19 protein-coding genes, 1 tRNA gene and 1 pseudogene are annotated in these 17,296 nt (G+C 70.9%); 9 read left to right on the forward strand and 12 right to left on the reverse strand.

The genetic code is table 11. From position 1 onward, the window contains the following. The first annotated feature begins 2 nt into the window (after nt 1–2). On the forward strand, nt 3–785 hold the full coding sequence (locus tag ACAZ03_RS12330; RefSeq protein ID WP_373353983.1) for an enoyl-ACP reductase: 783 nt from the start codon (nt 3–5) through the stop codon (nt 783–785). A 264-nt stretch (nt 786–1,049) separates the two neighbouring features. Here ACAZ03_RS12330 and ACAZ03_RS12335 read toward each other — a convergent pair whose 3' ends face one another. After that, nucleotides 1,050–1,661, reverse strand: a complete 612-nt coding sequence (locus ACAZ03_RS12335; protein WP_373353985.1) for a LysE family translocator — start codon at nt 1,659–1,661, stop codon at nt 1,050–1,052. 129 nt (nt 1,662–1,790) lie between these two features. Between ACAZ03_RS12335 and ACAZ03_RS12340 the strand changes: the two genes are divergently transcribed. The 6 genes and pseudogenes from ACAZ03_RS12340 to ACAZ03_RS12365 form a co-directional block, all read left to right on the forward strand. Further along, nucleotides 1,791–2,468: a haloacid dehalogenase type II gene (locus tag ACAZ03_RS12340; RefSeq protein WP_373353987.1), complete on the forward strand. Its 678-nt coding sequence runs from the start codon at nt 1,791–1,793 to the stop codon at nt 2,466–2,468. Then, the gene (locus ACAZ03_RS12345) at nt 2,468–3,307 is read left to right on the forward strand and encodes an alpha/beta fold hydrolase (protein ID WP_373353989.1); all 840 of its coding nucleotides are present in this window, start codon (nt 2,468–2,470) and stop codon (nt 3,305–3,307) included. Before ACAZ03_RS12340 ends, ACAZ03_RS12345 begins: the two co-directional genes overlap by 1 nt. Further along, nucleotides 3,304–4,290 (forward strand): threonine/serine dehydratase, encoded by a 987-nt coding sequence (locus tag ACAZ03_RS12350; RefSeq protein WP_373353990.1) that lies wholly within the window; start codon nt 3,304–3,306, stop codon nt 4,288–4,290. Before ACAZ03_RS12345 ends, ACAZ03_RS12350 begins: the two co-directional genes overlap by 4 nt. An 81-nt stretch (nt 4,291–4,371) precedes the next feature. Then, complete coding sequence (gene hrpB, locus ACAZ03_RS12355; protein ID WP_373353992.1) at nt 4,372–6,792, forward strand: ATP-dependent helicase HrpB; 2,421 nt, start codon at nt 4,372–4,374, stop codon at nt 6,790–6,792. 88 nt (nt 6,793–6,880) lie between these two features. Next, nucleotides 6,881–7,330 carry an NUDIX hydrolase gene (locus ACAZ03_RS12360; RefSeq protein ID WP_373353994.1) on the forward strand — a complete coding sequence of 150 codons (450 nt, stop codon included), beginning with the start codon at nt 6,881–6,883 and terminating at the stop codon, nt 7,328–7,330. Between the two features lie 50 nt (nt 7,331–7,380). Beyond that, nucleotides 7,381–7,599 (forward strand): annotated as a pseudogene (locus ACAZ03_RS12365) (cupin domain-containing protein); the annotation flags it as partial. A 318-nt stretch (nt 7,600–7,917) separates the two neighbouring features. Here ACAZ03_RS12365 and argF read toward each other — a convergent pair. The 10 genes from argF to ACAZ03_RS12415 form a co-directional block, all read right to left on the reverse strand. Continuing rightward, on the reverse strand, nt 7,918–8,844 hold the full coding sequence (gene argF / locus ACAZ03_RS12370; RefSeq protein ID WP_373353995.1) for an ornithine carbamoyltransferase: 927 nt from the start codon (nt 8,842–8,844) through the stop codon (nt 7,918–7,920). Nucleotides 8,845–8,889: 45 nt separating this feature from the next. Continuing rightward, complete coding sequence (locus ACAZ03_RS12375) at nt 8,890–9,375, reverse strand: GNAT family N-acetyltransferase (protein WP_373353997.1); 486 nt, start codon at nt 9,373–9,375, stop codon at nt 8,890–8,892. A gap of 40 nt (nt 9,376–9,415) precedes the next feature. Next, a complete protein-coding gene (locus ACAZ03_RS12380) occupies nt 9,416–10,600 on the reverse strand; it encodes an aspartate aminotransferase family protein (RefSeq protein WP_373353999.1) in 1,185 nt (394 codons plus the stop codon). A gap of 250 nt (nt 10,601–10,850) precedes the next feature. Next, the gene (locus ACAZ03_RS12385; protein ID WP_373354001.1) at nt 10,851–11,522 is read right to left on the reverse strand and encodes an N-acetyltransferase family protein; all 672 of its coding nucleotides are present in this window, start codon (nt 11,520–11,522) and stop codon (nt 10,851–10,853) included. Further along, entirely contained in the window at nt 11,509–12,009 is a 501-nt protein-coding gene (locus ACAZ03_RS12390; RefSeq protein WP_373354003.1) for a DUF2948 family protein, read from the reverse strand. Before ACAZ03_RS12390 ends, ACAZ03_RS12385 begins: the two co-directional genes overlap by 14 nt. Before the next feature lie 141 nt (nt 12,010–12,150). After that, a complete protein-coding gene (murA, locus tag ACAZ03_RS12395) occupies nt 12,151–13,416 on the reverse strand; it encodes a UDP-N-acetylglucosamine 1-carboxyvinyltransferase (protein WP_373354005.1) in 1,266 nt (421 codons plus the stop codon). Nucleotides 13,417–13,639: 223 nt separating this feature from the next. Beyond that, complete coding sequence (locus ACAZ03_RS12400) at nt 13,640–14,638, reverse strand: aKG-HExxH-type peptide beta-hydroxylase (RefSeq protein WP_373354007.1); 999 nt, start codon at nt 14,636–14,638, stop codon at nt 13,640–13,642. 16 nt (nt 14,639–14,654) lie between these two features. Beyond that, the gene (locus ACAZ03_RS12405) at nt 14,655–14,813 is read right to left on the reverse strand and encodes a hypothetical protein (protein WP_373354008.1); all 159 of its coding nucleotides are present in this window, start codon (nt 14,811–14,813) and stop codon (nt 14,655–14,657) included. Nucleotides 14,814–14,909: 96 nt separating this feature from the next. Next, a complete protein-coding gene (locus ACAZ03_RS12410) occupies nt 14,910–15,071 on the reverse strand; it encodes a hypothetical protein (protein WP_373354010.1) in 162 nt (53 codons plus the stop codon). 57 nt (nt 15,072–15,128) lie between these two features. Beyond that, nucleotides 15,129–15,296, reverse strand: a complete 168-nt coding sequence (locus tag ACAZ03_RS12415; RefSeq protein WP_373354012.1) for a hypothetical protein — start codon at nt 15,294–15,296, stop codon at nt 15,129–15,131. Nucleotides 15,297–15,509: 213 nt separating this feature from the next. Here ACAZ03_RS12415 and ACAZ03_RS12420 point away from each other — a divergent pair, with 213 nt between their 5' ends. Together ACAZ03_RS12420 and ACAZ03_RS12425 are read left to right on the forward strand one after the other, a co-directional pair. Beyond that, nucleotides 15,510–16,454, forward strand: a complete 945-nt coding sequence (locus ACAZ03_RS12420) for a hypothetical protein (RefSeq protein ID WP_373354014.1) — start codon at nt 15,510–15,512, stop codon at nt 16,452–16,454. A gap of 51 nt (nt 16,455–16,505) precedes the next feature. Next, nucleotides 16,506–16,580: transfer RNA gene (locus ACAZ03_RS12425), tRNA-Thr, on the forward strand. A 94-nt stretch (nt 16,581–16,674) separates the two neighbouring features. On the opposite strand, the gene ACAZ03_RS12430 is transcribed toward ACAZ03_RS12425, so the two are convergent. Further along, a complete protein-coding gene (locus ACAZ03_RS12430) occupies nt 16,675–17,118 on the reverse strand; it encodes a hypothetical protein (protein ID WP_373354016.1) in 444 nt (147 codons plus the stop codon). Nucleotides 17,119–17,296: the final 178 nt, after the last annotated feature.

Below are 17,296 nucleotides of genomic sequence, written 5' to 3' on the forward strand. Positions count from 1 at the left end.
TTATGAACATGAGCGGAAAGCGCGGGCTGGTGATGGGGGTCGCGAACGACCATTCCATCGCCTGGGGCATCGCCAAAGCCCTCGCCGGCGCCGGCGCCGAACTGGCCTTCTCCTACCAGGGCGAGGCCTTCGGAAAGCGCGTCGAACCGCTCGCCGCCTCGCTCGGCTCCGACTTCCTGCTCGATGTGGACGTGACCGACGATGCCTCGCTCGATGCCTGCTTCAAGGCCATCGAGGAGCGCTGGGGGCGGCTGGACTTCGTTGTCCATGCCATCGCCTTCTCCAGCAAGGCGGAGCTGACGGGGCGCTTCCTCAACACCAGCCGCGAGAACTTCCGCAATTCGCTGACGATCTCCTGCTATTCGCTGATCGACGTGGCGCGGCGGGCGGAGCCGCTCATGACCGAGGGCGGCAGCATCCTGACGCTGACCTATCAGGGCTCGACCCGGGTCACGCCCTTCTACAACGTCATGGGCGTCGCCAAGGCGGCCCTCGAAGCCGCCGTGCGCTACCTCGCCAACGATCTGGGGCCGCAGGGCATCCGGGTGAATGCCATCTCTCCCGGCCCGATGAAGACCCTCGCCGGCGCCGCCATCGGCGGGGCGCGGCGGACCTTCCGGCACACGCAGGAAAACGCACCGATGCGCGCCAATGCGACGCTGGAAGCGATCGGCGGCACGGCGCTCTGGCTCTGCTCCGACGGTGGCGCCTGCACGACCGGCGAGATCGTGCGCGTCGACGGCGGCTACCATGTGCTCGGGATGCCCCAGTCTGAGAACCTCTGACCTCTGAGGATCGGGTGAGGACGTCGCGTCGTCCCTAGGCGAGGTCCTGAACGAGTTAGCCCCCGCCGAGGGGTGCGGCGGGGGCTGAGCGCGGATCAGGGGGGTCCGCGCCGGGGGAGCGAGATCCGGAACGGTACAGGCATGCCGTTCGATCTGACGTAGATACGCACCAACCCCCGATATGGTTTCCGCCCCGATACAAAGTTTTTTACGCCGCGCGGATTTTTTTCGGGCGGGGCCTGAAAACCCCCTGCTTTCAAGGCCTCAGCGGGTGACGATCCGGATCGCCGTTGCCGCCATGACAAGGCTCGACAGCTTCGAGAGCAGCTTCAGCCGCTCCGGCGTCGCCAGACGCGCCCGCGCCCGCGCGGCGAGAATCGCATAGCCGGAGAGGACGGAACTCGCCACCAGCGCCGTCGTCACCGCCAGTTCGGCCAGCCCCGCACCGGTCAGCCCGCCGAGGTCCACCACGCTCGGCAGCACCGCGAGGTAGAAGGCCACCGCCTTGGGATTGCCGAGGTTGATGGCGAGCCCTGTGAGGAAGAGCCTCCCCGCGCCCTCCGCCGGGGCCTCTCCCGCCGCCAGCATCCGCGGCTCGGCCCGCCAGAACTTCCACGCGAGATAAAGCAGATAGGCCGCCCCGGCGTAGCGGATCGCCACGAAGAGCGGCTGGAAGCTGGCGGCGATGAGCGCCAGCCCGGTCGCCGCCACCATCAGCCATGTGAGCGAGCCGAGCACGCAGCCGGCGATCAGCGCCGGCGCCCCCTGCCCGCCCCGCGCCAGAACCCGGGCGACGAGCGCGGTCACCGCGGGGCCCGGCAGGACGATGATGGCGAAATAGGCGGCCGCGAAGGCGGCGAGTTGTGCGAGCTCCATCGGGACCTCCGGCAGGGCGTGTCGCCGGCGACCCTGCGCCCCGGCCTCGCCGCAGGCAAGCCCTCGCGCCACTTCCCCTCCCCCGCGCCTCGTGCCACCTTGGCGCGGGTCCGCATCGGCGGGGGGATCATGCCGGTCACCACCATCATCTTCGACGCCTATGGCACGCTCTTCGACGTGGCGGCCCCCGTCCGCGCGGCCGCCGAGGCGGAGGGCTCGCCGCTAACCGCCGAGAGCTGGCCGGCCCTCGCCGCGCTCTGGCGGGACAAGCAGCTGGATTACACCTGGCTCCGCGCCGCCGCCGGCCGCCATGCCGATTTCGAAGCGGTCACCGCCGATGCGCTTGATGTCTCGATGGCGGCGCTGGGGCTAAGCGATCCGGCGCTCCGCCAGCGGCTCGTCGATCTCTACACCCGCCTGCCCGCCTATCCCGAGGTGCCCGCCACCCTCGCCGCGCTGAAGGCGCGGGGGCTCGCCACCGGCATCCTCTCCAACGGCACACCGCAGATGCTGGCGAGCGCCGTCGCCGCCGCCGGGATCGGCGCACATCTCGATCAGGTGCTCTCTGCTGAGGCTGCCGGCATCTTCAAGCCGGCCGATGCCGTCTATGCCCTTGTCGGGCAGGCCTTCGGCACGGCCCCGGCGGAGGTGCTCTTCGTCTCCGCCAATGGCTGGGACGCGGCCGGCGCCGCCGGCTACGGCTTCACCGCAGCCTGGATCAACCGCCGCGGCCAGCCCCGCGAGCGGCTCTGGGCCGAGCCCGCGCATGAATTCCCCGATCTCACGCCCCTCCTGGAGCTCACCTGATGCCCACCTTCCCCGCCGATGACGGCACGGAGATCTTCTTTACCGACGAGGGCAGCGGCCCGCCGCTTCTCTGCCTCGCCGGGCTCACCCGCAACGGCGAGGATTTCGCGCCGATCCTGCCGCATCTGAAGGCCGTGCGCATCATCCGCATGGATGCGCGGGGCCGCGGCCGCTCGGCCCATGCCGACTGGCGGAGCTACAACATCGCGCAGGAGGCGCGCGACGTGCTGACGCTGCTGGCCCATCTGGCGCTGCCGGCAGTGGGGGTGCTCGGCACCTCGCGCGGCGGGCTCGTCGCCCTCGCCCTCGCCGCCGCGGCGAAGGACAGGCTCCTTGCCGTGGCGCTCAACGACATCGGGCCCGAGATCATGCCCGAGGGGCTCGCCGTCATCTCCGGCTATCTCGGCCGGCGCCCCACGGCGCGGACGCTCGAGGCCGCCGCCGCCAGCCTCTCGCGCGATCCGGCCTTCCCCGGCGTGCCGATGACGCGCTGGATGGAGGTCGCCGCCGCCCGCTTCGCCGAAGGGCCGGGCGGCCTCGCGCTTCGCTACGACCCGGCGCTCCGTGATGCCGTCCTCGGCTCCGAGCGCACCGGCGAGGCCGGCGATGCCGGCCCGCCAGGCGACGGCTGGAGCCTCTTCGCGGCGCTGGACGGTCTGCCGCTGGCGCTGATCCGCGGCGTGAATTCCGACATCCTCGCCCCCGAGGTGGCCGACGAAATGGCCCGCCGCCGGCCGGACATGATCCGCGCCGAGGTGCCTGACAGGGGCCATGTGCCCTTCCTTGACGAACCGGAGGCGCTGGCGGCGCTCTCCGCCTGGCAGGAGGAATGGGCATGAGCCTTGCCGTTTCCATCGACGATATCCGCGCGGCAAGGGGCCGCATCGGCGAGGCGCTGAACGTCACGCCGCTCCTGTCCTCTCCCGGGCTCGACGCGATGGCCGGGCGGCGGGTGCTGGTGAAGGCCGAATGCCTGCAGGTCACCGGCTCGTTCAAGGCGCGCGGCGGCTGGTCCGCCGTCTCGAAGCTGGCGGCGGAGGGCGTGCGGGGCGTCATCGCCTTCTCCTCCGGCAACCACGCGCAGGGCGTGGCCCATGCCGCCCGCGCCCACGGGCTCGCCGCGACGATCGTCATGCCGGCCGACGCGCCCGCCGCCAAGGTGGCGGGGACGGAGGCGCTCGGCGCCGATGTCGTGACCTACGACCGGGCCGGCGAGAGCCGGGAGGAGATCGGCGCACGCCTCGCCGAGGAGCGGGGGCTGACGCTCGTGCGCCCCTATGACGAGCCGCTCGTCATCGCCGGCCAGGGCACCGCCGGGCTGGAGCTGGCGGCGCAGGCGGCGGCGAAGGGCGTGAGCCAGGCGGAGGTCATCGTGCCCTGCGGCGGCGGCGGGCTCGCCGCCGGCATGGCGCTGGCGCTGGAGGCCGAGGCGCCGGGCCTGCGCCTGCGCACCGCCGAGCCGCAGGAGTTCGACGACATGGCCCGCTCGCTGGCCGCGGGCGAGCGCCTGCGCAACGCCCGCCTCTCCGGCTCGATCTGCGACGCGATCATCACGCCGGAGCCGGGGGAGCTGACCTTCCCGGTACTCTCCGCGCTCGCCGGCCCCGGGCTGGTGGTGACGGAGGACGAGGCGCTCCGCGCCATGGGCGCCGCCTTCCGGCACCTGCGCATCGTGGTCGAGCCCGGCGGCGCGGTGGCACTGGCGGCGGCGCTCTTCCACAGAGAGGAGATCCCGGGCGAGACCGTGATCGCCGTCGCCTCCGGCGGCAATGTCGACCCGGCGATGTTCGCCCGGGCGATGGAGCTGGCGCCCCTCGCCTGATGGCGGTCGGCCGACCCGCGATGGCCCCGCCCACGATTTCCATGTGGAAATCGCCGCCCGCCCCGGGATAGGTCTGCCCCCATGACCCTTCCCCGCCTGCCCATCGACGAGGCCCTGCCGGAGCTGATCGCCGCGCTCAAGGCCGGTGGTCAGGCCGTCCTCCAGGCTCCGCCCGGCGCCGGCAAGACGACGCGCGTCCCCCCGGCGATGCTCGAGGCCGGCCTTGCGAGGGACGGCCGCATTCTCATGCTCGAGCCCCGCCGCCTCGCCGCCCGTGCCAGCGCCGAGCGCATGGCCGCCGAGCGGGACGAGCGCCCGGGCGAGACGATAGGCTACCGGATGCGCGGCGAGGCGGTGGTCTCGAAGGCGACACGCATCGAGGTCATCACCGAGGGCATCCTCACACGGATGATCCAGTCCGACCCCGAGCTCCCCGGCATCGCCGCCGTGATCTTCGACGAATTCCACGAGCGGAGCCTGCAGGCCGACCTCGGCCTCGCGCTCTGCCTCGAGGTCCGGGGCGCGCTCCGGCCAGACCTCTCGCTCGTGGTGATGTCGGCCACGCTCGACGCCGCCCCCGTGGCGGCGCTCATGGGCGATGCGCCGGTCATCACGTCGGAGGGCCGCACCTATCCGGTGGAGCCGGTCTGGCTGCCCCGCCCCCTGCCCGCCCGCGCCCGGCTTGAACAGGAGATGGCGGCGCTGATCCTTCAGGCCCTTGCGGAGACCGAAGGCGGCCTCCTCGCCTTCCTCCCCGGCCAATCCGAAATCAGACGGGTGGAGGCCGCCCTCGCCCCCCGCCTCCCGAAAGGCGCGCAGGTCTTCCCCCTCTACGGCGCCCTGCCGCCCGCCTCCCAGCGCGCGGCGCTGGCGCCGTTCGAGGGCCGCAAGATCGTGCTCGCCACCTCCATCGCCGAGACCTCGCTGACCATCGATGGCATCCGCGTCGTGGTCGACGCCGGCCTCGCGCGGCGCTCGCTCTTCGACCCGGGCTCGGGCATGGCCCGGCTGGTGACGGAGCGGGTGACGAAGGCCGAGGCCGCTCAGCGCGCCGGCCGCGCCGGCCGCGTGGCGCCGGGCCGGGCCTACCGGCTCTGGACCCGCGGCGAGGAGGGCGCCCTCGCCGCCCAGCCCCGGCCGGAGATCGAGGCCGGCGACCTCGCGCCCCTCGCGCTCGACCTCGCGCTCTGGGGCTCCGCCGAGCTGCCCTTCCTGACCCCGCCGCCGGAGGCCGGGCTCGCCGAGGCGCGGGCCCTCCTTCAGGGCCTCGGCGCCCTCGATGGCTCGGGCGGCATCACGGCCCACGGCCGCACGCTCGCCGGCCTACCGCTCCACCCCCGCCTCGCCCATATGCTGGCACTCGCCGGGGCGCCCGCCGCGCCGCTCGCCGCGCTCCTCTCCGAGCGTGATCCGTTCGGCCCCGGCGCCGGCAGCGACATCGGCCCCCGGCTCGCCTTGCTGGCCGGCCGGCCCGGGCCCACGGCGCCGCCGCCCGCGCTGCAGCGCCTCCGCGCCGAGGCGAAGCGGCTGGCCCGCGGCCTGCCCGCCGGCTCCGCCTCCCCCGGCGCCGCCGCCGCGCTCGCCTTCCCCGACCGCATCGCGCTCCGCCGCCCCGGCGATGCGCCGCGCTACCTCCTCTCCGGCGGCAAGGGCGCGCAGCTCGCCGAGGCCGACCCGCTCGCCGGCGAGCGCCTGCTCGTCGCCATCGAAACCGACGGCCACCCCCGCGAGGCGAAGATCCGCCTCGCCGCTCGGCTGACGGAGGCGGAGCTGCGCGAGACCTTCGGCCCCCGCATCGCCTGGGTGCAGAGCTGCGCCTGGTCGCGCCGCGAGCGCCGCGTCGTGGCGCGGGAGGAGGAGCGCCTCGGCGCCCTCACACTCAACACCCGCCCCTGGGACGCGCCGCCTGAGGCCCGCGCCCGCGCCATGCTCGAGGGCGTCCGCCTCGCCGGGCTCTCCCTCAGCGGCGCCGCGCTCCGCCTCTGCCAGCGGGCCGAGCTCGCCCGCTCCGCCGGGGCCGCGATCCCGGCCTTCACCGAAGAGGCCCTGATGGCGGAGGCGGAGGACTGGCTCCTGCCCTATCTCGCGCCGCTGACGACAGAGGCCGACTGGCGGGCGCTCGAGCTCCTCCCCGCGCTCGAGGCGCGTCTGGGCTGGGAGGGCGCCCGCGCCGTCGACGCCGCCGTTCCCTCCCATTACACGACGCCCCTCGGCCGCCGCGTGCCGATCACCTGGGAAGACGGCCAGCCCGCCATCGCACTCCGCCTGCAGGAGATGTTCGGCGAGACGCGCCACCCGCAGGCCGCAGGCCGGCCGATCCGCGTCACGCTCCTCTCCCCCGCGCAGCGGCCCCTGCAGGTGACGCTCGACCTGCCCGGCTTCTGGGCGGGTGAATATGCCGAGGTCCGGAAGGAGATGCGCGGCCGCTACCCGCGCCACCCCTGGCCGGAGGACCCGACCGCCGCCGATCCCACCTTGCGCGCCAAACCGCGGGGGAGCTGAGCCCCGGGGGCAGGCAAACCGCGCTTTGTTTTGCGGGTGACGCATGGTAGCTTTACGTAAAATCAAGATAATCGAGCAATCTACGCCCATGCCGGCCAAAGCCCTCCCCACGTCGAAGACGCGCAAGGCCTTCACGGGCCCCAAGCACCGCCAGCTGGCGGCGCTCTGCCTGCGCAAGGGAAGCGAGGGCACGGAGGTGCTGCTCGTCACCTCCTCTGAAGGGCGCTGGATCCTGCCGAAGGGCTGGCCGATCAGCGGCCTCTCCCCCGGCGAGACGGCGATGCAGGAGGCATGGGAGGAAGGCGGCGTCAAGCGCGGCAAGGTCGGCCGCAAGGCGCTCGGCAGCTTCATGGCCACCAAGATCACCGAGGCCGGCGATGAGGAGCCCTGCCTCCTCGATGTCTTCGCGGTGAAGGTCAGCAAGACCGTCTCGGACTACCCCGAGGCAGACCGCCGCGACCGCATCTGGGTCTCGCCCGAGAAGGCCGCCGAGATGGTCACCGAGGACGGGCTCCGCGAGATCCTGAGATCCATGTGAGCCGCGACCGCCTGATCGCCCTCGGCCCCGGCGAGGGCCGGCATTACGACATGGGGCTCCTGCAGGCCCGCTTCCTCGCCGACGAGGAAGAGACGGGCGCCGCCTATGCCATCTCCGAATGGATCCTCGCGCCGGGGCAGGACGGCGTCGGCGACCACAGCCACGCGGCCAATGACGAGATCTTCCTCGTCCTCGAAGGCGAGCCGGAGCTCCTCACCGGCGAGACATGGGCCCGCTACGCCCCCGGCAGCTTCCTGCGCATTCCCGCCGGCATGACCCACAACTTCCGCAACCCCACGGCCGCGCCCGCGCGGCTCCTCAACATCTTCCTCCCCGGCGGTTTCGAGCGCGACATGCCGGCCATCGTGGACTGGTTCGCGCGGAATGGCTGAGGACGAAGGGGGCGCTGCCCCCTCTTGCCCGCGAGCGGCCAAATCACCCCCAGGAGTATTTGCAAGAAAGCGAGAGGCACGGCGCGCCCCTCATCCTCGCTCATTTTCAAATACCGGCGCGGGAGTTTGAGGGGGCTGCAGGCCCCCTCATCGCAAGCAAAGGAATGCGCCGAAGGCGCGCCGCTGAACGGCCGGTCAGACGCCGAGGCACCAGCGCATGATCGCCTTCTGGGCATGGAGCCGGTTCTCCGCCTCGTCGAAGATCACCGAATGCGGCCCGTCCATCACGGCCGAGGTCGCCTCGTCGTCGCGATGGGCCGGCAGGCAATGCATGAAGAGCGCATCGGGCTTGGCCTGCGCCATCAGCGCCTCGTTGACCTGATAGGGGCGGAGCTGGTTGTGCCGCCGCTCGCGCGCCGATTGCGGGTCGTGCATCGACACCCAGGTGTCGGTCACCACGAGGTCCGCCCCGGCCACGGCCCGCTCCGGGTTGCGCTCGATCTCGATCTTGGCGCCCTTGGCGCGGGCCTCCTCGATGACGGCGCGCTCGGGGTCGAGCGTCTCGGGGCCGGTGAAGGTGAGGTCGAAGCCGAACTGCCAGGCCGCATGGGCGAAGCTCGCGAAGACGTTGTTGCCGTCGCCCGACCAGACGACCTTCCGCCCGGCGATGGGGCCGCGATGCTCCTCGTAGGTCATCACGTCGGCCATGATCTGGCAGGGATGCGTGCGGTTGGTCAGCCCGTTGATCACCGGCACATCGGCATATTCGGCCATGTCGAGCAGCGTCTGTTCCTCGAAGGTGCGGATCATGATGAGATCGACGTAGCGGCTCAGCACCCGCGCCGTGTCGGCGATGGTCTCCCCGTGCCCGAGCTGCATCTCGGAGCCGGAGAGCACCATGGTCTGCCCGCCCATCTGCCGGACGCCGACGTCGAAGCTCACCCGCGTGCGGGTCGAGGGCTTCTCGAAGATCAGCGCCACCATGCGGCCCGCGAGCGGCTGCTCGGCATCGGGCTCGCCCTTCGGGCGGCCGGCGCGCGCGTCCTTCATGGCGCGGGCGCTGTCGATCATGGCGCGGAGCTCGGCGGCGTCGGTGCGGTTGATATCGAGGAAATGGGTCATCTTTGATCTCTTTTCGGGCGGCCGCGCCGCCTCTTGCAAGTCAGGTCAGGGGGAAAAGGTCATGACGAGGACGTCATAGCCCTCCCCGTCGGTGCGGATCGCCTCGCCGTGAAAGCCGGCGCGTCGGTAGGCCGAGATGGCGCGGGCATTCTCCGGGTCGGGGTCGATCACCACCTCGGGCGCCCCGGCGACGAGGAGCTCCAGCGCCCGCGCGCGGAGGTAGCGGGGCGCATGGCCCTTGCCGAGCCACGAGGGCTCGCCGAGGAAGGTGTCGACGGCGCGGGAGCCGGGCGGGACGGAGCCGAATTGCGGGCCGGTCGTCGCGTCCCAGTCCTGCACGAAGGCGAAGGGCGTCTCGCCATGGTGGACGATCCGCATGTCGGTCGGCCCGATGCCGATCTCCTCCTCGATGAGCGCGATCTCCTCGGCGGGATCGCCCCACCAGGGCGACATATGGGCGCCGGAGAGCCAGCGCTCCAGCAGGGGAAGGTCGGCCCGGGTCACGGGGACGAAGCGGTAGCCGCCGGCCATGCGCCCCTCCCCCTGCCGCCGGGGGCGGTCGCGTGCCGCGTCATGCCCCCGCCCCCTTGGCCTCGACGGCGGCGGCCGTCGCCTCGAGCCGCGCCAGCGCCTCGGCGATATCCTCGTCGGGGATCGTCAGCGCCGGCAGGAGGCGGATCACGTTGTCCGCCGCCGCGACGGTCAGCACGCCCTCGGCATAACCCGCCGACACCACATCGGCGTTCGGCGCGCGGCACTTGAGGCCCAGCATCAGCCCCTCGCCGCGCACGGCCTCGAAGACCTCCGGATGCGCGGCGACGAGCCCTTCGAGCCCCTGCCGGAAGAGGGCGCCCTTGCGGTTCACCTCGGCGAGGAAAGCGGGGTCGGAGATGATCTCCGTCACCCGCTTGCCGATGGCGCAGCCGAGCGGGTTGCCGCCATAGGTCGAGCCATGCGTGCCGGTGGTCATCTGGGCGGCGGCGGCCTCGGTCGCGAGCACGGCACCGAGCGGGAAGCCGCCGCCGATGCCCTTGGCGACCATCATGATGTCGGGCGTGATCCCCGCCCATTCATGCGCGAAGAGCCGGCCGGTCCGGCCCATGCCGCATTGCACCTCGTCGAGGATGAGGAGCACGCCGGCCTCCTCCGTCGCCTGCCGGAGCCGCTTCAGCCAGGCGTCGTCCGCCGCGCGGATGCCGCCCTCGCCCTGCACAGGCTCGACGATCACGGCGGCGACGTCGGGGGCCGTCAGCGCCTCGAAGACCTCCTCGCCGCCCAGGTCGAACTGCGCGAAGCCGGGCAGGAGCGGGCCGAAGCCCTTGGTCATCTTCTCCGATCCCGACGCAGCGATGGCGGCGGAGGACCGGCCGTGGAAGGCGCCGTGGAAGGCGAGGATCTTCGTCCGCTCCGGCTCCGCCTCGGCGAAGTGCTTGCGCGCCATCTTCACGGCCAGCTCGCAGGCCTCGGTGCCCGAATTGGTGAAGAAGACGGTGTCGGCGAAGGTCGTCTCGACGAGCAGCGCCGCCAGCGCCTCCTGTTCAGGCACCCGGTAGACGTTCGAGACATGCCAGAGCTTGCTGCCTTGCTCGGTCAGCACCTTCACCAGCTCGGGATGCGCATGGCCGAGCGCGTTGACGGCGATCCCGGCGCCGAGGTCGAGATATCGCTGCCCATCCTCCGCTACGAGCCAGGAGCCCTCGCCCCGCTCGAAGGCGAGGGGCGCGCGGTTATAGGTGGGAAGGATCGCGGGGATCATGTCATAAGACCTTTCGCAGGGACGCCCATTGGTGGCCGAAGCCGGGCGGATGGTCAATCAAGGGGGAAGATGAGCGCGCGACAGCTCGCGCCGGGCCTGCGGTTCAGGCGCGGATTCGGCGGCGGAGAAGGGTCGCGGCGGTGCTCATGGCCCGCTTCATGGCGCAAGACGGGCCCGGGGCGCAAGAGAATTTCTCTTTGGGGGAGAAGTCGGGGCCTGAGCCCGGCGCCTCGGCGCCGGGGGGCAGGCGTCAGGCGTCCTCGCCGACCCGCCGCATCATCAGGATCTCGTCCACATAGGCGCCATCGATACGGAGCGCGCGGGGGATGACGCCGATCCGCGTGAAGCCGTGGCGCGCGTAGAAGTCATGGGCGGTGCGGTTGTCCTCGGCGACCGTCAGCTCGAGCTGGCGGATGCCCGTCGCCTCGGCCTCGGTCACCAGCGCCTCCAGCAGCATCGCCGCCCCGCCCTGCCCGCGCAGCTTCTCGCGCAGATAGACCTGCGTGATCGTGGCACGGTGGCGGGTGTTGCTGCCGCGCTCGCGCGCAAGGCACATGAGCCCCTCGAGCCCATGCGCGGTATAGAGCCCGAAGATCGCCGCCTGCTCCAGTCGCTCGGCGAAGGCGGCATGGGGGGCGTTGGCCATGTCGGCGAAGGTCGTGCCGAAGGCTGCGGGATGCTCGCGGAGCGCCTCGAGCCGCACATGGCGGTAGGCGATGACATCGGCCGGGCCGAGCTTGCGGACGGTCGCCTCCAGCGGCTCGGCCGGGGCGGCCGGGGCCGCTGGCGGTGCGACGGCCGGCACCGGCCGCCGGCTTTCGGCCGGGCGCTCTGCGGCCTGCTCGGGCACCTTCGTCGGCGCGCGCTCCGGGGCACGGGCGGCCGGCGGCATCCTGGGGGTGCGCTCCTCAGCCATCGTCATGCCCCGGCGCCTTGCCCGAGGGGGCCACATAGGGGCGGGTGACATCGCGCAGCGAGATCTCCAGATCCTCCGCCGCGACGGCAATCGCCCCGTCGCCGGCGAGGGTCAGGATCACCCGGCCCGCACCGTCCTCCTCCGGCTCCCAATGCATCGCGAGCAGAGACAGCACCGTGTCCTCCGCCCGGGGCGGCAGGCCCTGGCTCTGGACGGAGAGCACGTCGGAGATGACGATGACCGCCTGCACGCGCTCGGGCGACCGGCCGCGCGCCTTCGCCTGCGGCAGATCCTCCCAGCGGAAGCGGTTCACCAGAAGCGCGAAGCGCCGCGACGCCCGGTCCCAGCGCATCTCAGAGGCGGGAAACACGGCATCCTGGCAGAGGGAGGACAGCACCGCGAGGTCTTCGGCATCGCGCGCGAGGAGCCGCAGGGGCGCTTCGCCGCCATCCTCGAACCGGGCATCGCCGCTCTGGTCTCGCCGTTCGTTCATGCCGTTCTCTGCCCTCTTCTGGCCGGGCCGCGCTCTTTGCCCATCCCTCGGGGAGATGGCCCCCGCGGGCGCGGATCGCAAGAGCCGGCGCCCCGGGCCGGCCCGATCCCGCTCACCGCGGTCGAGAGAAACGCGGCAGGGTCAGTCCCGGATCCGCTCGATCTTCGCGCCGGCGCCGCCCAATTTGGCCTCGAGCTCTTCATAGCCGCGGTCGAGGTGATAGACGCGGTTCACCCGCGTCTCCCCCTCCGCCGCGAGCCCGGCGAGGATCAGCGAGACGGAGGCGCGCAGGTCGGTGGCCATCACCGGCGCGCCCTTCAGGCGCTCGACCCCCGTGACGGAGGCGGTGCCGCCATGCACCTCGATCTTCGCGCCCATGCGGGTGAGTTCGGGAGCGTGCATGAAGCGGTTTTCGAAGATCGTCTCTTCCAGATGCGAGGTGCCCTCGGCGGTGCAGAGCATCGCCATCATCTGCGCCTGAAGGTCGGTCGGGAAGCCGGGGTACGGCGCCGTCGCGACATCCACCGCATGGACCCGGCCATTGGCCCGGCGCACCTTCACGCCGCGGTTGGTCTGCTCGATCTCGACCCCGGCGTCATGGAGCTTCTCGGCGAAAGCCTCCACGAGGTCGAGCCGGCCGCCGAGGCATTCCACCTCGCCGCCGGCGATCACGGGGGCGAGCATGTAGGTGCCGAGTTCGATGCGGTCGGCGACCACCTCATGGGTGGCGCCATGCAGGCGGTCGACGCCCTCGATGGTGATCGTGTCGGTGCCCTCGCCCTCGATGCGGGCACCCATGGCGCGCAGGCATTTGGCGAGATCGACGATCTCGGGCTCCCGCGCGACGTTCGACATCACGGTCGTGCCCCGCGCCAGCGTCGCCGCCATAAGCGCGTTCTCGGTGGCGCCGACGGAGGGGAACTTCATCGCGAAGCGGGCGCCCTTGAGGCCGCCCCGCGCCACGGCATGGAGGTAGCCGTCCTTCAGTTCGATCTCGGCGCCCATGGCCTCGAGCGCGCTCACATGGATGTCCATCGGCCGGGCGCCGATGGCGCAGCCGCCGGGCAGCGACACCGTGGCCTGATGCTCGCGGGCCAGCAGGGGGCCGAGCACGAGGTTCGAGGCGCGCATCTTGCGGACGATCTCGTAATCCGCCCGCGTCGAGGTGAGCTGATGCGAGGACATGGCGATGACCTTGCCGCCGGCGAGGAGGCTGACCTCGGAGCCGAGCGAGCGCAGGAGCGCCGACATGGTGGCGATGTCACTGAGGCGCGGCGCGTTGGTGAGCGTCAGCGGCTCTTCCGACAAGAGCGTCGCCGGCATCAGGGCGAGGCAGGCGTTCTTGGCGCCGGCGATGGGGATGTCGCCGGAAAGCGGGGTGCCGCCGGTCACGATGATCGAATCCATCAGGGATCCTCCTGCTCTGCTGCCTCCGGCCCGGGCGCGTCGGGGTCTGGCGCCCCTGATGCCTCGGCCGCTTCTGCCCTTGCGCGGGCCTGCGCCTTGCGGCGCGCGATATTGGCCTTGAGGGCCGCCTTGCGTCGCGCGTCGCGGGCGTCTTTGTCGGATCCCGCGCTCATGGATTGTCGATACTGCGGCGGGGCTCGCCCGTCCAGCGGAACGGCGCCCGTCAGCCGTTCATCGCCGCCTCGGCGCCGGCGAGGATCCGCTGGCCGGTGGCGGTCAGCCTTCCATGCTCGCGCACGGTGCCGAGCCCCTTGACGAAATTCTCCCGGTCCTGCGCCGCCGCCTTGCGGACGCGGTCGCGCTCATCGGCGGAAATGAGGTCGCTTTCGGCCAGGCGCTCCATCGTCCAGGCCATGCGGGCGGAGACGAAGGTGGCATGGTAGATGCCATCCATCGGCCTGGGATCACGGCGAAGCGGCGAGGAGAAGAGCTCGTCATCGGGGTTGAGCACGAGCGGCTCGTCCCGGGTGAGTCCGAAGAGCAGCGCATGGCCCGTCTCATGCGCCAGCACCTCGACGACGGCGAGCGGCGTCGGATGGTGTTTGGGGTTGAGCAGGACCATCCCCCAGAACTGGAAATGCGAGGCCCCGTCGAACTCGATCTTCGAGTCGGGCGGCGACTGGGCGAGGACGATCTGGCTGAGGATGCCGCCGAGCTCGTCGTGAAGGTCGGGGACCGTCCGGGCCATGAGGTCCATCCCCTCGGAGAGAAGCGCCGCGAAGGGCGCCTCCGCTGCCGGGTCGATGGGAGCGAAGGTTTCGGCCTCCTCGCCCATGCGCGCATCGAGCACGCGGTCGAAGAGCGGATCGGCGCCCCGGCGGTCGATCGTGTAGCCGAGGGGCGCGCCGGGCGCGGCGGAGAGGGCCTCGGCGGCCTCCAGCGCCTCCTCCGGCCGGCCGCCGTAGATGGCGCTGACAAGCTGGTAGTAGAGCCCGAAGGCCACAGGCGCGAGCCGGGCGCCTTCGGTCAGGCGGGCACGGGCGGGCGAAAGCGCCTCCGCCACAGCCTCCCACCCCGGCGGGCCGGCGTCGATGGCGGCGGAAACATGATCGAGGCTGGCGGCCAGATCGTCATGGACGATCCGGTCGAGCCTGTGCCCACGAGCGCCGCTCGGCGCGAAGGCGCCAAGGAGCTCGTCATCGGCGCTTAGCGCCGTGTCCATGCCGGGCAACCCGCTATCAGCCCGTCGTGCCCTTGTCGCCCGCCTTGATGCCGGCCTTTGCGCCGAGCTGGCCGGCACGGCCGATGAGGGCGGAGGCTTCGGCGTCGGTCCCGGCGATGATGCGCAGGCCGAGAAGCGCCTGAGGGTCGAGAATGGGGCGCTCGATCTTGGTCATGACAATGGGAGTCCTTTTGGGAATGAGTGAACCGAAATGGCAGGGGCAGCCGCCACGGGAGCGGCCGCCACCCCTGCTCAGCGCTTGGGATGGGGCTTAGATCGGGACGCCGCCCTTGTCGCCCGCCTTGGTACCGGCCTTCGCGCCAAGTTGGCCAGAGCGGCCGACGAGCTCCGCGGCCTCTTCATCGGTGGCCGCGACGATGCGCAGGCCGAGAAGCTGCTGGGGGTCGAGAATGGGGCGTTCCATCTTGGTCATGTGGTTCTCCTGGGGATGGGAGCGGCCGGGGATCGGCCGCCAATTCGGGTCGTTGCGTTAATCGACGGTTCCCTTGTCGCCGGCCTTTTCACCGGCGCGGGGGCCGAGGCCGGCCCCGCTTTCAAGCTGTTGGGCCAGGGCGGCGCGTTCCGTTTCGGTGCCGGCAAGGGCCCGCAGGCCGAGCAGGCGGCGGGAATCGAGGGCAGGGCGATCGATATGTGTCAACTCGGGCTCCTTTAGGCGGCGCGCCAGAAGCGCGGACGCCAGGTTAATTCTCGTCTGCGCCAGAATAGGCGGCGCCGAATATCTCAATTCTCGACCTGCCCATGAAAATAACGATTGCCAGAAACGGTCAGGTGAGCACATCTTCTGGTTAACATGTTTTCACGCCAATTATTTTCGGTCAAGCGCCTCAAACGGTCCACCCCCGTTCTGCGGATGGTGACGACCGCAGACCACACCTATACGAGCGCAACACTTGAGCGGCAGATCGCCGATGCCGGCGCCCGGCTCGAGGTCGTCTCGTGGGAATCGCTCCTCGGCCGCCGCTCCTTGCCGGGCGGGACATGGCTGTTCACGGATTTCGACCGCCTCGCGCCGGCAGAGCTGCATGCCGCCGGCATGATCGCCGGCAAGCTGAAGGGCGCCCGGGTGCGCGTCGTCAACGATCCGCGCCGCTATCTCCGCCGCGAGCAGCTCATCAACCGGCTCTGGCGCGAAGGGCTCAATTCCTACCGGGCCTGGCGGCCCGCCGATGGCGAATGGCCCGACCGCTTCCCGGTGTTCCTGCGCCCGGCCTCCGGCCATGTCGCGCCGAATCGCAAGCTTCTGGAATCGGAGGAGGAGGCCCGCGACTGGCTCAAGGAACGGCTCCGCCGCGGCGACACGCTCAGCGATCTCGTCTTCATCGAATACCGCGGCGAGCCCGTGGGCGACCCGCCGTATTTCTCCCGCTACAGCGCCTTCCGGGTCGGCTCCGCGATCCTGCGCGCCAATACCGTCAACCAGGACCATTGGGTGGTGAAGGGCGGCCAGCGGGGCCTCGCTTCGGCTGAAGACTACAAGGAAGAGCGCCGCGAGATGGACGCCTACCCCCATGAGGCCGCCGTGCGCCATGTCTTCGATGTGGCGGGGATGGAGTTCGGCCGCCTCGACTTCGGCGTCACCGAAGGGCGGGTGGAGACCTGGGAGATCAACACCAACCCCGACATGACGCTCGCCCCCAGCCATCCCGACCCGGTGCGGGAGGAGGTGATGCATCTGCTGCGCAGCCGCCTCGCCGGGGCCCTCGCGGCGCTGGCGAGCCCGGCAGCGGGGCGGGTCGATATCTCGGAAGCCTACCGCCGCTCCAAGGCGCTTCGCGGCCGCGTCTTCCGCAGCTGAAAATCGGGCTTGCGCGGGCGGGTGCGGTTGCTAAAAGGGCGCCCACCCGGCGCTGCTGTAGCTCAGGGGTAGAGCACTCCCTTGGTAAGGGAGAGGTCGAGAGTTCGAATCTCTCCAGCAGCACCATTTATGTCCCTGATATCTCTGGCCCCCCTTGCAAATAAGGGGTTTACGCGCGCGATGCACTGCATGACGCACGGCGCCGACAACATTGCGCGGGTTAACCCGTGCTCATTGCTGCGATGCCAAGGAGAAAGGGCTCAGCTTGCGAAAGCCCGCCTTCGTCGGCGCGATCCTTGCTGATGGTTGCAGTCTCGCAATTCGGAAGACCGTCCATGACGACAGGCACAAGCACCACAATGCTCGCAGCCACCAAGCACATCGCAACGGCATAGAGAGCCCAGCTAAGAACCTGAGAGATCCTGAGAGCCCGCTCGCTTGTCCCAACAATCTCAAGAACTGTCGCAGAGAAATGAAAAACCCCGATCAAATAGACGATGAATGCAGCAATGATCGCGAGGAGCCCGCTGTAGGTACTGAAGGCCGTAGGCGCGCAGCTCAGCGAGCGAATTGCCGCGGTGCCGATTAAGCCAGAAATGGCGGCTAACGCCGCGAGCTTGAGGATCGCATCGACAAGTTCTCGAATGTTCGAGTTTCTAGACATCGTTGGCTAAAACTTTGCCTTTCCCTAGAACATACGCAAGTGCTCACGACGCTGACCAGAGTCCAAATCTCTCCAGCAGCACCGGGGGTTGGCGCCAACAATGGGCGCGCCCCGCCCGTCCCGCCCAAGAATCGACAATTTTAGCGGTATCTTCGCCGGCGCGGTGGCCGCGTGGCCC

Origin of the sequence: Pseudoroseicyclus sp. CXY001 (assembly GCF_041714655.1) — a bacterium.
Classification (GTDB): Bacteria; Pseudomonadota; Alphaproteobacteria; order Rhodobacterales; family Rhodobacteraceae; genus Pseudoroseicyclus_A.